Raw genomic sequence first — 13,977 nt, 5'->3', positions numbered from 1 at the left:
ATTTGATAAACCTTTGGTTTGTCCGGTCGATTCTAGAGGGTGTATTTTTTATGTGTGATGAAATGAGCACCCTGTGTAGAATCTAATCTGGTATAATCGGCGGGGATTTTAATCTACAGCAAGGAGCAATGATTATGTGGTTTATGTTTGCATTATTAACAGCCTTCGCTTGGGGAGGGGCTGACTTATTTTATAAAAAGGGGACCGATAGTCAGGATCGGTATAGCCATATTAAGATTGTCATTATCGTGGGGATAGTCATGGGTATTCACGCAACAGCTTATATGCTCATTCAAGGATTAACCTTTGATCCTATGGACTTAATCCGATATTTCCCTGTGTCTGCACTCTATATCCTGTCGATGGCAGTTGGTTATATTGGACTCAGATATATTGAGTTATCCATTGCCTCCCCCGTACAAAATTCATCTGGCGCTGTAACGACGATATTATTATTTATCTTTTTCACCCATGAGCTAGGGGCGCTTGAAATCGTTGGTGTTGCCGTTATCACCTTGGGCATTATCGGGATCGCCATCTTGGAAAAGAAAGCAGAACACCAAGCGCTTCAAAACAGCACCACACAGATTGATAAAAAATATCAGATTGGCGTGATCGCCATCATTTTTCCAATCCTATACTGCCTAATCGATGGACTTGGCACCTTTGCCGATGCTATTTATTTGGATGAACTCAGCCTGATTAGCGAAAAAGCAGCTCTGCTCGCGTATGAATACACCTTCTTTATATGTGCCATCTTGTCTTTTACATACCTGAAATTTTTTAAAAAGGTAAAGTTCAACCTATTTAAAGAACGGGATAAGGGCTTCGCAGCCATTCTGGAAACGACCGGACAATTCTTCTACGTATTTGCTATGTCCAGCAACGCGATTATCGCGGCACCACTTATTGCTTCATACAGCATTTTTTCCGTAATATTATCGCGAATCTTCCTCAAAGAAAAACTAAGCAAGGCACAATATGCCGTTATTATCGTTGTGATTCTAGGGATTGCTTTGTTGGGGGTTGCGGACGAGCTGTAGCTTCGGTACACAAAAAGACCTGCTAAGTAGGCTTCATTGCTTACTAGCAGGTCTATTCTATAGTTGCTTATTCCGGCCTATCTATTGTAAAAATCTCTCCAAGGGTTGCGTAATTATTTCCCGCCAAACGGCTCACAGCGTTTAGAACTCTCGGGTCAATATGCCCTTCCTGATAGATCGATTCATCGATATGGAATTGAACAATTTCGCCAATAAACAAGTCACTCCCAGGTTCTTCGCCCCCTAGAGGAATTGCTTGAACAAGCTTGCACTCCATCCGCACCTTCGCTTCCAAAACGCCAGGCACAGCTACACTTGTACTTTGAATCGGTGTAAGATTCGCCAATTCAATTTCACTTTCAGAAGCAGGTAATGTGGCTGCAGTCTGATTGATCTTCGCAACATTCTCCTCATCTACAATATGCACAACAAACTGTTGATTATCGTAAATATTACGGGCTGTATCTTTTAAACGACCTGCCGGTCTTTGAATAGCCAATGAAACCATTGGAGGATTGGACGAAACGATATTAAAATAGCTAAATGGTGCACCATTTAAGAGACCCTCTTCTGATTGTGTTGTGACAAAGGCTATTGGCCTAGGAATAATAGTGCCAATTAATAATTTGTAATTTTCCCGTTCACTGTTGTGCTTTGGATCAATTGAAATCAATTTCCTCAGCCCCTTCTTCACTCTTTCACAAAGTCGATCGTACTTCTAACGGTATCAATAGGACGGACTAACTTCTCAATTTGCTCACGTTTAGGTTCCAAGAAAGGTGGCAAAGAAAGCTTCTCGCCAACGGTCTCATATTCCTCATCTCCCATAAATCCTGGCCCGTCAGTGGCAAGCTCAAACAATATTTGTGGTGCAACACGTGTATACAACGACTCGAAGAAGTGACGATCTACATATCCTGAAGTTTGGAATCCAAAGCCTTCAAAACGCTCTGTCCACTCGTCCAGCATCGCACGATCCTCTACACGGAAAGCAGCATGGTGAACAGTCCCAAAACCTTGGCGTGAATTCGGTAAGAACTCATTATGCTCTACAATAATTTGTGCACCGTTTCCGCCTTCGCCAACTTCAAATAAATGATACGTCTCTTCCTGAGCAATTTCTTTAAACAACATCACTTTCTCCAATACTTCTTTGAAGTAGTTGAAATCAGCAATTCGTACAAAGATCGGTCCCAAGCCAGTTATTGCATACTCCAAAGGGATAGGTCCTTTTTGCCACGGTGTACCTGATACGACACCTTTATTCAATTCATCTGAAATAAGTTGATACTGTTGATCATCGAAATCTACGAAGGATAATGTCTTTTTGCCGAATTGCTCTTTAATGCCGGTATGCTTCACTGCAAGCCGATCAAAACGCTTAACCCAGTAGTCTAATGCTGCATCTGTTGGTACCCGGAAGGATGTTTTCGCAATCTCGTTAGTTCCATGAACCCCTTTAGGGATGTTAGGAAAATCAAAGAAGGTCATATCTGTTCCGGCGCTGCCCTTATCATCTGCAAAAAACAAATGATACGTCTGAATATCATCTTGATTAACTGTTTTCTTCACTAGACGCATACCTAACACGTAAGTAAAAAACTCGTAATTTTTCTCTGCACTGCTTGTGATGGCTGTAACGTGGTGAATCCCTTTTAAGTTTCTCATTGTTATACACTCCTAATGTTTAGTTGATTTTGACTCGTAATATAATTCCCAAGAACAAAAAGGTTTAGTTTAATTATCTTAATGTTAAGATATCACTTAAAAAAAAGATCTTTTTCTACTGTACAAGCTCTTTGGTGGATAGCATCGAGTTTTTTATCTTCACTTTAAATATCTTTAACTTAAGATAAGTTTAGCACTGAATCTGTAGGAAGTCAACGCTTTGAAGCTTTCCATATAAAAAAGGCTCCACACAAGTTCAATGAACTCGTATGAAGCCGGGATATTTTATATCATCTCATTAGGTTAAGTTATGATGCTGAGTGATGACCGCTGCTTGGCTTTGATGATCCATCTTATAACATATCAACGTAATCACACAGGCCAATATCGCCAGGATGGCAGCAGCTACAGGAAGAGAGATTAATCCTCCATGCCCGGCAACCACTCCACCGATCGCGGACCCGCCTGCAATTCCCAGGTTTGAGGCTACTGGATTCAATGAGGCAGCAAGATCCTTCGTTTTTGGTGAGAACTGCTTAGCTAAGTCAATCAAATAGAGCTGCGCAGGGGCGCTCACAATACTCGACATCATGGCTAGAGCCATTAGCACAATCATTCCTAGAATGGAAACAGATGCGGTCATACTAAAGATAACATAGACCACAGCTTGGATAAGGAACACGAATCTCAGCTTACTAACCGCATTACCGGTCGCAACCTTGCCACCAATCCAGTTGCTGACAATCGTGGCAATTCCGTATACAAACAGCACACCGCTAACCGAGCTTTTAGGAACGTTCATGACTTGCTCCAGAATAGGCGTAATGTAAGTGTACATCACAAATACGGCTCCCACTGCCGTAACCGGAATGAGAAATGCAAGAATAATGCGGCCGTTTGTGAGCAGTCCGATCTGATCCTTGAGTGAGCTAGGCACAGGTTTCGGTAATTGGCGTGGAATATAGATATAATTTAGGACTATGGCAACTCCAGCTAATATCCCATTCAGAACAAACGCTGCTGGCCAATTAAAAAACTGCCCGACGAAAGTACCGATCGGCACACCAAAAACATTCGCAATAGCAAAACCACTCAAAATTGTAGCAATCGCTTTGCCTCTCTTCTCCTGATCAACCGCTTCATTCGCTACCGTAATGGCTACAGAAAGAACAAAGCCACATAGTATGGCAGTAACTATTCTAGTCACCAGCAGCATACTGTAAGTTCCAGTTACAGCACTCCACAAATTTAGCAGTAAAATCAATACAAGTGATACAAGAATCGTAATCCGTTTCGGAACACGGCTGCATAAGGACATCATAATTGGTGTGCCAATGGCATAAGAAATCGCGAAGCCAGATACCAATCCCCCGGCTGTCGCAAGCGTAACTCCGAGGCTTGAGGATATTTCAGAGAGTAAACCAACAATAATATACTCCGTCGTCCCCAGAATAAAAGCCATAAAAGTAAACGAGAAAATCAATGCGTTCTGACGTGTTGTTTTCATGGTGCTCTCCATCCTGTTTATCTCTATTTTTATATGAACATACCTTACTCATAATACTCATTTAGACTATATTGAGCAATCCTATTTTTCATAAAAAAGAAGCTTCCCACAAGTTCAAAGAACTCATGAGAAGCTTCTAGTTTAAGCCGGTGGCAAAATAATTAAGGTAATGACTTGTTCCTCGGAATAAGATCTGGCTGTTCCAGGTCCATCCGCATCTGCTTTGAACTTAATGAGATAGGTCCCGGGTGCCGGCATCACTTTATTATGAAGTTCAAAAGCGATATCCGAAACACCTATGTTACTTCCTGTGAAAGTTAACGTATGCCCATTATTGCTAATTTGATCACTCGTCGGATGTGTCCATCCACTAATGGTATAATAGTCGTTTGTGGTAAAGGTAATGCCTTCCAGCGTTACCTGAATTTCAGCATTCGTAAAGCTTTCTCCGGAGAAAAAGTCGAAGCGAATGCGCGATTGTGTAGAACCCGTTATCAGTTGTTTTGTTTTTGAACCGCCGCCTCCGTCAAAGCCATATATAGAGCTAGTAACCGTAGGTGTGGTCAGAATACCATTAACAAGCTCAATCGTAACCGCATGTACAGCATTCTTCGCTGATTCATTATTAGATGAATCCTTAGCGGTAATCACGAAACGATACGTTCCTACGGTCAGATCCCCAATATTGGCCGCACTCACAGCTCCGTCTGCTTCGCTGGTGCCTAATGCGATGGCTGTTCCTAACTCGTCAGTATCTACTTCACCGTTCTCATTCGCATCCGTCCACAGGTAGGCTTGTACCGCTGCTCCTTGCTCGCCAATGGCTCCCGCTAACCCGCGAAGCTGATCTTGTGTCCCGTTGTAGTTGTCGATCGCCTCGAACTTGGCTGCGTCCACTACCGGTGCAGTCGTATCCGGAACTTCGTTTTTGCTTAAGGTCACCGTAACCGCATGTGCAGCGTTCTTCGCTGATTCATTATTGGATGAATCCTTAGCGGTAATCACGAAACGATACGTTCCTGCGTTCAGATCCCCAATATTGGCCGCACTCACAGATCCGTCTGCTTCGCTGGTGCCTAATGCGATGGCTGTTCCTAATTCGTCGGCATCTACTTCACCGTTCTCATTCGCATCCGTCCACAGGTAGGCTTGTACCGCTGCTCCTTGCTCCCCGATGGCTCCCGCTAACCCGCGAAGCTGATCTTGTGTCCCGTTGTAGTTGTCGATCGCCTCGAACTTGGCTGCGTCCACTACCGGTGCAGTCGTATCCGGAACTTCGTTTTTGCTTAAGGTCACCGTAACCGCATGGGCAGCGTTCTTCGCTGATTCATTATTGGATGAATCCTTAGCGGTAATCACGAAACGATACGTTCCTGCGTTCAGATCCCCAATATCGGCCGCACTCACAGATCCGTCTGCTTCACTGGTGCCTAATGCGATGGCTGTTCCTAATTCGTCGGCATCTACTTCACCGTTCTCATTCGCATCCGTCCACAGGTAGGCTTGTACCGCTGCTCCTTGCTCCCCGATGGCTCCCGCTAACCCGCGAAGCTGATCTTGTGTCCCGTTGTAGTTGTCGATCGCTTCGAACTTAGTTGCGTCCACTACCGGTGCACTCGTATCCGGAACTTCGTTTTTGCTTAAGGTCACCGTAACCACATGTGCAGCGTTCTTCGCTGATTCATTATTGAATGAATCCTTAGCGGTAATCACGAAACGATACGTTCCTGCGTTCAGATCCCCAATATTGGCCGCATTCACAGATCCGTCTGCTTCGCTGGTGCCTAATGCGATGGCTGTTCCTAACTCATCGGCATCTACTTCACCGTTCTCATTCGCATCCGTCCACAGGTAGGCTTGTACCGCTGCTCCTTGCTCGCCAATGGCTCCCGCTAACCCGCGAAGCTGATCTTGTGTCCCGTTGTAGTTATCGATCGCCTCGAACTTGGTACTTTCAACCATAGGTGCATTTGTATCTGAATTGCTGCTATGCTCACTTTGCGAAGAGGAAGACCCTCCAACAACAGGAGTAGGCACTGTTACCGGCTCTTTACTCGGTTGAGCAGTTGGGGTGGAGGCGGGCTGCTCAGTGTTTCCGTTCTCCTTAAACTTCAGAAACTTAGAGGCTACTAGAGCTACGGCCTGACGATCTACTTTGGCATCAGGATTAAAAAAATTATTATATCCGGTAATCAATCCATATTCCACAGCAGCAGCTATAAAATCTTTGGAATAATCAGCAATTTGGCTACTATCAGCAAATTGCAAAGTTCCAGCTTTACCCGTAGGATTGACTCCCAATGCTCTCACGAACATGACGACCATATCCTGACGTGATAAATTTTGCCCCGTACCGAAAAGATTACTGCCTGTACCCTTAATCAATCCGGCTTTGACAGCTGCCTCTACATAGCTGTATGCGTAGTTGCTTGTGGGAACGTCCAGAAAGGTTGGCAGTGCAGGAGGGTTTGAAACATCCAGCTTTAATGTCTTTGCTAAAATAATTGCAAAATCCTGCCTTGTAATATTCGACGTAGGATAGAACTTACTCTCTCCGACACCAGTCACTATCCCCTGATCGAATAGCTCAACAATCGCTTTCTTTGCATATGAGCCATCAATATCAATAAAGGAAGCCGCTGCCGATCCTTTGGTCGGCATAATGATAGGGCTTGATAATACAGCAGCAGCCAATATAGAGCTTATCCATTGCTTTTTGTTCACTTGCTTATCCCCCTGTTCTTTGGATGCGTTATGTCGTTTGTCTATAATCGATTCGTTAACACGATTCGACTTTATATTACAAACTTTTCATCTACAGGATTATAACAAGTATCAATAAACAGATTATAAACAAATAGCCGTGGATGAACATTCTCATATCATTGATTCTGTGCATTAAACGAAAAAAAATGATACTATGTATGATGGGTATAGGACTTTGCTATCCTTATATCGTTTTTATATATTACAACAAGAGGAGATAATATGAGTAACGAACAAAACTTTTGGCTTGATTTACCGAAGCCGTTTTTTATATTAGCGCCCATGGAAGATGTCACAGATGTTGTATTTCGGCACGTCGTTAGTGAAGCTGCAAAACCCGACGTATTTTTCACAGAATTCACAAATACAGAAAGCTATTGTCACCCTGTAGGAAAAGACAGTGTACGTGGTCGATTAACGTTCACAGAAGATGAGCAACCGATTGTCGCTCATATTTGGGGTGATAAACCCGTATTTTTTGAACAGATGAGCATTGATATGAAAAAACTTGGTTTTCGTGGTATCGATTTAAACATGGGGTGCCCAGCACAAAACGTCGCATCGAATGGAAAAGGTGCTGGATTAATAAAACATCCTGAAGTTGCAGCAGAAATTATTCAAGCAGCAAAAGCAGGTGGATTGCCGGTTAGTGTTAAAACAAGATTAGGATACTCTGATATTGACGAGTGGCGCGACTGGCTAGGACATATATTGAAACAAGATATTGCGAACCTTTCCATTCACCTTCGTACAAAAAAAGAGATGAGTAAAGTAGAGGCACACTGGGAACTAATCCCTGAAATAAAAAAATTACGCGATGAAATTGCTCCAAATACGTTGTTAACTATTAATGGAGATATTCCTGACCGCGCAACAGGATTAAAATTAGTAGAACAATACGGCGTTGATGGAGTCATGATTGGCCGCGGCATTTTCACCAATCCATTTGCCTTTGAAAAAGAACCTAAAGAACACAGCGCGAAGGATTTTCTCAATTTACTTCTTTTACAGTTGGATCTTCACGATAAATATTCAAATGAACTTGAGCCACGTTTATTTAAACCACTTCTTCGCTTTTTCAAAATCTATGTTCGTGGATTTAGAGGTGCAGGCGAACTAAGAAACCAATTAATGGATACAAGATCAACTGATGAAGTACGTCGTTTAGTAAAAACTGTTTTAGAGCAAGAATTAGATTAAATTATACCCACAAAAAAAATGAGAGACCTCTCAAAAGTTCAATGAACTTATGAAAGGTCTCTCATTTTTGTACTATGTGGTCAAATGGTGTTTCCTCTCAAGGAAACTCATCATCGAATTGCTTCGATAATGATTTCCTTACATCATGCCGCCCATTCCACCCATGCCGCCCATATCTGGCATGCCGCCGCCTTTTTCAGGCTCAGGCTTGTCAGCGATAACTGCTTCAGTAGTCAAGAACATAGCAGCTACGGATGCAGCATTTTGAAGCGCGGAACGAGTTACTTTAGCAGGGTCAACGATACCCGCTTCGAACATGTTCACCCATTCACCAGTAGCAGCGTTGTAGCCGATACCTACTTCTTCTTTTTTCAAGCGGTCCACAATTACGGAACCTTCTTGACCAGCGTTAGCTGCGATGGTGCGAATTGGCTCTTCCAACGCGCGAAGCACGATGTTAACGCCAGTTTTCTCGTCGCCAGTTACGTCTACAGCAGCAACAGCGTTATATACGTTCACAAGAGCTGTACCCCCACCGGATACGATACCTTCTTCAACCGCTGCGCGAGTTGCGTTCAGGGCATCTTCGATGCGAAGTTTGCGCTCTTTAAGTTCAGTTTCAGTTGCAGCGCCAACTTTGACAACGGCTACGCCGCCAGCCAATTTAGCCAGACGCTCTTGCAATTTCTCTTTGTCGAACTCGGAAGTTGTTTCTTCCAGTTGAGCACGGATTTGGCTTACGCGTGCATTGATGTCCGCTTTGTCGCCGCTTCCGTCTACGATTGTTGTGTTTTCTTTAGTTACGCGTACTTGACGTGCGTTACCCAGTTGTTCAATGGAAGTGCTCTTCAGATCAAGACCGAGCTTCTCAGTGATCACTTGGCCACCAGTCAGGGCAGCGATATCTTGCAGCATAGCTTCACGACGGTCGCCAAAGCCAGGAGCTTTAACAGCAACAGCGTTGAATGTTCCACGCAGTTTGTTCACGATCAGCATAGCTTGTGCTTCGCCTTCGATATCTTCAGCGATAATAACAAGCGGTCTAGCTTGTTGAACGATTTTTTCAAGCAATGGAAGAATTTCTTGAGTGCTGCTGATTTTTTTATCAGTGATCAAGATGTATGGATTCTCCAAAACAGCTTCCATTTTGTCTGTATCAGTAATCATGTATGGGGAAATGTAACCACGGTCGAATTGCATACCTTCTACTACTTCAAGCTCAGTAGCGAATCCACGGGATTCTTCAACAGTGATAACACCGTCTTTACCTACTTTTTCCATAGCTTCAGCGATCAATTGACCTACTTCATCGTCAGCAGCAGAGATAGCAGCTACTTGAGCGATAGCTTGGGAATCTTCGATAGGCTTAGCGATTTTTTGCAATTCTTCAACAGCTGCACGAACCGCTTTGTCGATACCTTTACGGATAACCATTGGGTTAGCACCAGCAGTTACGTTCTTCAGACCTTCGCGGATCATAGCTTGAGCCAGAACCGTTGCAGTTGTAGTACCGTCACCGGCTACATCATTAGTCTTAGTAGCAACTTCTTTAACCAGTTGAGCACCCATGTTCTCGAATGCATCTTCAAGTTCGATTTCTTTAGCGATCGTTACACCATCGTTAGTGATGAGTGGGCTACCAAATTTCTTCTCAAGCACCACGTTGCGGCCTTTTGGTCCAAGTGTAACTTTTACCGCGTTTGCCAGAGCATCTACACCACGAAGCATAGAACGGCGAGCTTCTTCACTGAATTTAATTTCTTTAGCCATTGTGTAATTACCTCCTAGAATTTTTTGTATATCATATTACTTTAAGTAGTTTAGATTTAGCTTATGATCGACTCTTGCTTAGTCAAGAATCGCGTGAATGTCGCTTTCTTTCATAATCAAATATTCTTTACCTTCATATTTGATTTCTGTTCCTGCATATTTTGAGAAAAGAACACGGTCGCCTTCTTTAACTTCAAGTGCTACACGTACTCCATCTTTCAAAGCTCCGCTGCCTACTGCAATAATAGTTCCTTCTTGTGGCTTTTCTTTCGAGGAGTCCGGAAGCACAATCCCGAATGAAGTTGTTTCCTCCTGCTCGCTCGGTAGCACCAATACGCGTTCACCTAATGGTTTGATCATGAAAAAATAGCCTCCTTTAAAATTATGTTATTTTGCTTCAAAACATAGTTTAGAACTTACCGGTCAAACTTAGAATGCTGTGATGTTCTTGAAAAATATCAATGGAACCCTGCTAATCTCCAGCCCATCTCCTATTTTTCAAGAGCGTTAGCACTCAACAGCGTGCAGTGCTAACAACAATTTTTATGATACTCAACTTGAGCCCGGATTTCAAGTCTTTTTACACAAATTCGTATTAGTTTTCGCAAAAAAATACGTTTCAATGCTTGTCCAAGCACACACTCTATTACATTGTATCCACGGGTTTTGAAAATATGCGTAGGATTCCAGCGCTTTCCTCTCACCCCTTATAGATATGAACGTTGCTAGAATGGTTAGACCTTTGCATCTAATGATCGTGATCGATCGATAACAATTACTTATTAAGTGTATTCAATCCAACTAATGAAATCAACTTATAGCAAAAAAGCTGCCACATTCGTAGAAAATCTACTTAGCGGCAGCCTCTCTCCTCACTCCTGCTTCTGAACATACCGTTCATCCCGTGCCGCGTCCGCAGCAAGTTGCTTGCGATAGACAAATGCAGATAAAAATACACTGAACTCATACAAAATGAGCAGTGGAATCGTCACGAGAAAGTCTGAGATAAAATCCGGGGGCGTGATAACTACAGCAATAAAAACAAGCGTGAAATAGGCGTACCGACGCATTTTACGCAAGCGTAGCGGGTTGAGTACTCTTAGTTTGGTCAGAAACATCACCAGCAATGGAAGTTCAAACAGCAATGCCAGCGGCAATACCAGGCTGAACATGAAGTTAAAATACTGTGCAATCCCGTAGGTCTCTTCCAATCCCATGCTTCTGGTAATTGAGATCGTGAACGAAAGTGCCATTGGAAAAACAATATAATAAGCAAAAGAAAGACCGATAAGGAAAAGAACAAACACATAGGGAACATAACGAAGTGTCGCATTTCGCTCCTCTGGCCGCAGGCCCGGACTGATAAATGCCCACAGCTGGTAGGCAATAAACGGGACAGAAATCACTAGCGAAACGGCCATCGCGATCTTCATGTACATCCCAATGCCATCCCAGAATGAGAATGCATGCAGAACAAAACCTTGCGCCAGGTCCGTGCTAATCAAATAATCGTAAATAGGCTTTGCACAAAATAAACCGCCAATTAATCCAAGGACAAATACGACTAACACATAAATAATCCGTTTGCGCAGCTCGGTGAGATGATCCACCACCGACATTTCTTCCGATTTCAGAGACATCCAGACACCATCCCATGACAAGAGTAAAAAAGATAACACTAACTTTCTTCAAAGCAGTGTCCGTTGCTGCGGAAAGCAAAGAAAAAGGGGCGTCTCCTCAAGTCTAGTAGACTCCTGAGATTGCCCCATTGAAAGATCTTCTATTATTCCGGCAGGCGTTTGTCCTGAGGAATATCTGCAGCGACCGTTTGCGGGGCCGTCGGCACAGGAGCTTCGCTCTTCTTCACCGGTTCATTATCCCCGATGATTTCACGCGCGCCTTCCTTAAATTCACGGAAGGTTCGTCCAACTGCACGGCCTAGCTCTGGCAGTTTATTTGGGCCAAAGAGCAGAAGTGCCAGTATGACCAACAAAATAATACCAGGAGTACCAATTCCACTAAACATTATTATTCCTCCTTGTCCACCTGTCCGTTCATGGTATCGTTTACTTTAATTTAATAATACCATAACTTATGTCACAGTTACATCCACTTTCTTCTATAAATAGATTATCATTGTGACGTGACAAGAAGATGACAAAGGGTTATTGACGGTATTGGCCAGTTACCATGAGCAGTGCTTCCGGTAATTGATCCATAATAGCTGCCAGATTCTCATGAACACCCTTCGGCGTTCCAGGTAAATTGACAATCAACGTGCGACCGCGAATGCCGCATATCCCACGAAAAAGCATAGCTGCACGGTTTTTTTGCATCACTGTGCTTCGCATAGCTTCTGAGAGCCCAGGCACTTCCCGTTCTACCACTCGCCGAGTAGCATCCGGGGTCACATCACGAATCGCCAGATCTGTGCCTCCGGTGGTCAGTACCAAATCTGCCTGAAAATAGTCCGTCAGTTCAATCAAGGCTGCGATAATCTCATCTTGTTCATCGGGAACGATTCGATATTCAATGATCTCGCCACCTAGTTCCTCTTCCACCAGCTCCCGAATAACCTGGGCGCTCGTGTCTTCCCGTTCGCCCCTGGCCCCTTTATCACTGGCCGTTAGGATTGCTGTCTTCCACGCCATAGGTTTGTCCTTCCTCTCTATATGTATAGTTGGCTGTACAGTTCAGCCTGCTCGCCTCAGCGCTTCGAACAAAAGCAGCTGATACTTATTCGAGCGCATAATCTCCGTTCTTGCCCCCGCTCTTAGATACCAGAAGCGTCGGTCCGATAATCATATCCTTCTGAATAGCCTTACACATGTCGTACACCGTTAGTGCTGAGGCAGAAACAGCGGTTAAGGCTTCCATCTCTACTCCGGTTTTTCCTGTAGTACGGACTGTTGCTTCTATATAAAGTTCATCTTCGCTGTTATCGGAGAAGCTGATATCAATACCGGTAAGTGGCAGCGGGTGGCACATCGGAATCCAGTCTGACGTCTTCTTAGCCGCCATAATCCCGGCGATCTGTGCAACAGCAAGGACATCACCTTTGCTGATCTTGCCACTCTTAATGGCGCTCAGCGTTCCAGCAGCCATCTTGATCATACTCCGCGCGACAGCTGTCCGCTTCGTAATCTCCTTCTCACTCACATCCACCATACGAGCTCTTCCCTGCTCGTTGAAATGGGTCAATTCCATGGCTCACTCTCCTTTTCGGCAGTGCACTATACCATTTTCAGTAATCAGCATGTCCATTAAAGCATCATGCTCATCCATCGGCACCCTTGGAACCAACTGCATGCCGTAAGCTAACCCGATCCATATCGGGGGCTGTGCGCTAACGTACCCGGCTTTCTCCCAAGACGCACGTAGCCGGTCATAGTATCCTCGACCGTAGCCAAGCCTGCCGCCTTGAAGATCAAATGCTAGCCCTGGTACGAACACAACAGCAGGTAGCTTAATCTCTTCAATCTCTAATAAATCTCTGCTGGAGACAATAGGTTCATGGATACCATAAGCCCCCGGCTCTAAATCGCTCCATGCATTCACCGCGTGGACACTCATTTCACCGCTTGCTGGAATTACACGCGGCAACAGCACCTTACGCTGATCTTTCCACGCCTGTGTGATAAGTGGGCGGGTATCAAGCTCTGAACGAAAAGACACATAGGCCATTAGTGAAGTTATACCCTTCGTCTCCAGCCACTCCAATGCATAGTGGCAGACTTCAGATGATAGTTTACTTCTCTGGTCCGAAGACAGCTCGTTTCGGGCGATGGTCTTCTCGGTTCGTAATTGTTGCTTTACTTTGGAGATCTCCGACTCCTTGCTGGACATTGTCGGCCTCCCCCTCTTATTCATCCCTAGCTTATCCTTGTTTGTAAATCCAGTTTACCACTCTTCTCCCCGGTTCGCCAAGGTGGATAGAACTGTGTTATCGGACTAGGTCGTTATTCCCTCCTTACATTAGATCGAACCCTCGCTTGGGAAACGCTTTTCATGTAAACTATAGAA

The 13,977-nt window shown here is 44.2% G+C and carries 13 protein-coding genes; 2 read left to right on the top strand and 11 right to left on the bottom strand.

Annotation, left to right across the window (positions count from 1 at the left end):
* The first annotated feature begins 134 nt into the window (after positions 1 to 134).
* Entirely contained in the window at positions 135 to 1,043 is a 909-nt protein-coding gene (locus NST94_RS05105; protein ID WP_280752532.1) for a DMT family transporter, read from the top strand.
* A gap of 67 nt (positions 1,044 to 1,110) precedes the next feature.
* Here the strand turns inward: NST94_RS05105 and NST94_RS05100 are convergent, their stop codons facing one another.
* The 4 genes from NST94_RS05100 to NST94_RS05085 form a co-directional block, all read right to left on the bottom strand.
* Positions 1,111 to 1,716: a flavin reductase family protein gene (locus NST94_RS05100; RefSeq protein ID WP_038568951.1), complete on the bottom strand. Its 606-nt coding sequence runs from the start codon at positions 1,714 to 1,716 to the stop codon at positions 1,111 to 1,113.
* 17 nt (positions 1,717 to 1,733) lie between these two features.
* Positions 1,734 to 2,711, bottom strand: coding sequence for a ring-cleaving dioxygenase (locus NST94_RS05095; protein ID WP_038568948.1), 978 nt, complete (start codon positions 2,709 to 2,711; stop codon positions 1,734 to 1,736).
* A 298-nt stretch (positions 2,712 to 3,009) separates the two neighbouring features.
* Positions 3,010 to 4,218 (bottom strand): MFS transporter, encoded by a 1,209-nt coding sequence (locus tag NST94_RS05090; RefSeq protein ID WP_036676501.1) that lies wholly within the window; start codon positions 4,216 to 4,218, stop codon positions 3,010 to 3,012.
* Between the two features lie 141 nt (positions 4,219 to 4,359).
* Positions 4,360 to 6,942: an S-layer homology domain-containing protein gene (locus NST94_RS05085; protein ID WP_280767917.1), complete on the bottom strand. Its 2,583-nt coding sequence runs from the start codon at positions 6,940 to 6,942 to the stop codon at positions 4,360 to 4,362.
* A gap of 264 nt (positions 6,943 to 7,206) precedes the next feature.
* Between NST94_RS05085 and NST94_RS05080 the strand changes: the two genes are divergently transcribed.
* Positions 7,207 to 8,184, top strand: a complete 978-nt coding sequence (locus NST94_RS05080; RefSeq protein WP_076129221.1) for a tRNA-dihydrouridine synthase — start codon at positions 7,207 to 7,209, stop codon at positions 8,182 to 8,184.
* A gap of 138 nt (positions 8,185 to 8,322) precedes the next feature.
* Here the strand turns inward: NST94_RS05080 and groL are convergent, their stop codons facing one another.
* From groL to NST94_RS05045, 7 genes are all read right to left on the bottom strand, one after another.
* Positions 8,323 to 9,954: a chaperonin GroEL gene (groL, locus tag NST94_RS05075; RefSeq protein ID WP_076129222.1), complete on the bottom strand. Its 1,632-nt coding sequence runs from the start codon at positions 9,952 to 9,954 to the stop codon at positions 8,323 to 8,325.
* A 78-nt stretch (positions 9,955 to 10,032) separates the two neighbouring features.
* Positions 10,033 to 10,314 carry a co-chaperone GroES gene (gene groES, locus NST94_RS05070; RefSeq protein ID WP_036676506.1) on the bottom strand — a complete coding sequence of 94 codons (282 nt, stop codon included), beginning with the start codon at positions 10,312 to 10,314 and terminating at the stop codon, positions 10,033 to 10,035.
* 512 nt (positions 10,315 to 10,826) lie between these two features.
* Complete coding sequence (gene tatC, locus NST94_RS05065; protein ID WP_076302851.1) at positions 10,827 to 11,594, bottom strand: twin-arginine translocase subunit TatC; 768 nt, start codon at positions 11,592 to 11,594, stop codon at positions 10,827 to 10,829.
* A gap of 143 nt (positions 11,595 to 11,737) precedes the next feature.
* Positions 11,738 to 11,980 (bottom strand): twin-arginine translocase TatA/TatE family subunit, encoded by a 243-nt coding sequence (locus tag NST94_RS05060; RefSeq protein ID WP_036676510.1) that lies wholly within the window; start codon positions 11,978 to 11,980, stop codon positions 11,738 to 11,740.
* Between the two features lie 139 nt (positions 11,981 to 12,119).
* Positions 12,120 to 12,605: a MogA/MoaB family molybdenum cofactor biosynthesis protein gene (locus tag NST94_RS05055; RefSeq protein ID WP_036676512.1), complete on the bottom strand. Its 486-nt coding sequence runs from the start codon at positions 12,603 to 12,605 to the stop codon at positions 12,120 to 12,122.
* 85 nt (positions 12,606 to 12,690) lie between these two features.
* The gene (moaC, locus tag NST94_RS05050) at positions 12,691 to 13,161 is read right to left on the bottom strand and encodes a cyclic pyranopterin monophosphate synthase MoaC (RefSeq protein WP_076129224.1); all 471 of its coding nucleotides are present in this window, start codon (positions 13,159 to 13,161) and stop codon (positions 12,691 to 12,693) included.
* A gap of 3 nt (positions 13,162 to 13,164) precedes the next feature.
* Complete coding sequence (locus tag NST94_RS05045; protein WP_076129225.1) at positions 13,165 to 13,800, bottom strand: 5-formyltetrahydrofolate cyclo-ligase; 636 nt, start codon at positions 13,798 to 13,800, stop codon at positions 13,165 to 13,167.
* Positions 13,801 to 13,977: the final 177 nt, after the last annotated feature.

It is taken from the genome of Paenibacillus sp. FSL H8-0282, assembly GCF_037963825.1.
Lineage (GTDB): Bacteria > Bacillota > Bacilli > Paenibacillales > Paenibacillaceae > Paenibacillus_AQ > Paenibacillus_AQ odorifer.
This window is presented reverse-complemented; position numbering and strand designations above follow the sequence as displayed.

What these genes read in the sequence shown, in the direction of transcription:
- NST94_RS05060 (WP_036676510.1), bottom strand. Translation starts at nt 11,980, where the DNA reads ATGTTTAGTGGAATTGGTACTCCTGGTATTATTTTGTTGGTCATACTG.
- groES (WP_036676506.1), bottom strand. Translation starts at nt 10,314, where the DNA reads ATGATCAAACCATTAGGTGAACGCGTATTGGTGCTACCGAGCGAGCAG.
- tatC (WP_076302851.1), bottom strand. Translation starts at nt 11,594, where the DNA reads ATGTCTCTGAAATCGGAAGAAATGTCGGTGGTGGATCATCTCACCGAG.
- NST94_RS05105 (WP_280752532.1), top strand. Translation starts at nt 135, where the DNA reads ATGTGGTTTATGTTTGCATTATTAACAGCCTTCGCTTGGGGAGGGGCT.
- groL (WP_076129222.1), bottom strand. Translation starts at nt 9,954, where the DNA reads ATGGCTAAAGAAATTAAATTCAGTGAAGAAGCTCGCCGTTCTATGCTT.
- NST94_RS05095 (WP_038568948.1), bottom strand. Translation starts at nt 2,711, where the DNA reads ATGAGAAACTTAAAAGGGATTCACCACGTTACAGCCATCACAAGCAGT.
- NST94_RS05055 (WP_036676512.1), bottom strand. Translation starts at nt 12,605, where the DNA reads ATGGCGTGGAAGACAGCAATCCTAACGGCCAGTGATAAAGGGGCCAGG.
- NST94_RS05045 (WP_076129225.1), bottom strand. Translation starts at nt 13,800, where the DNA reads ATGTCCAGCAAGGAGTCGGAGATCTCCAAAGTAAAGCAACAATTACGA.
- NST94_RS05080 (WP_076129221.1), top strand. Translation starts at nt 7,207, where the DNA reads ATGAGTAACGAACAAAACTTTTGGCTTGATTTACCGAAGCCGTTTTTT.
- NST94_RS05090 (WP_036676501.1), bottom strand. Translation starts at nt 4,218, where the DNA reads ATGAAAACAACACGTCAGAACGCATTGATTTTCTCGTTTACTTTTATG.
- moaC (WP_076129224.1), bottom strand. Translation starts at nt 13,161, where the DNA reads ATGGAATTGACCCATTTCAACGAGCAGGGAAGAGCTCGTATGGTGGAT.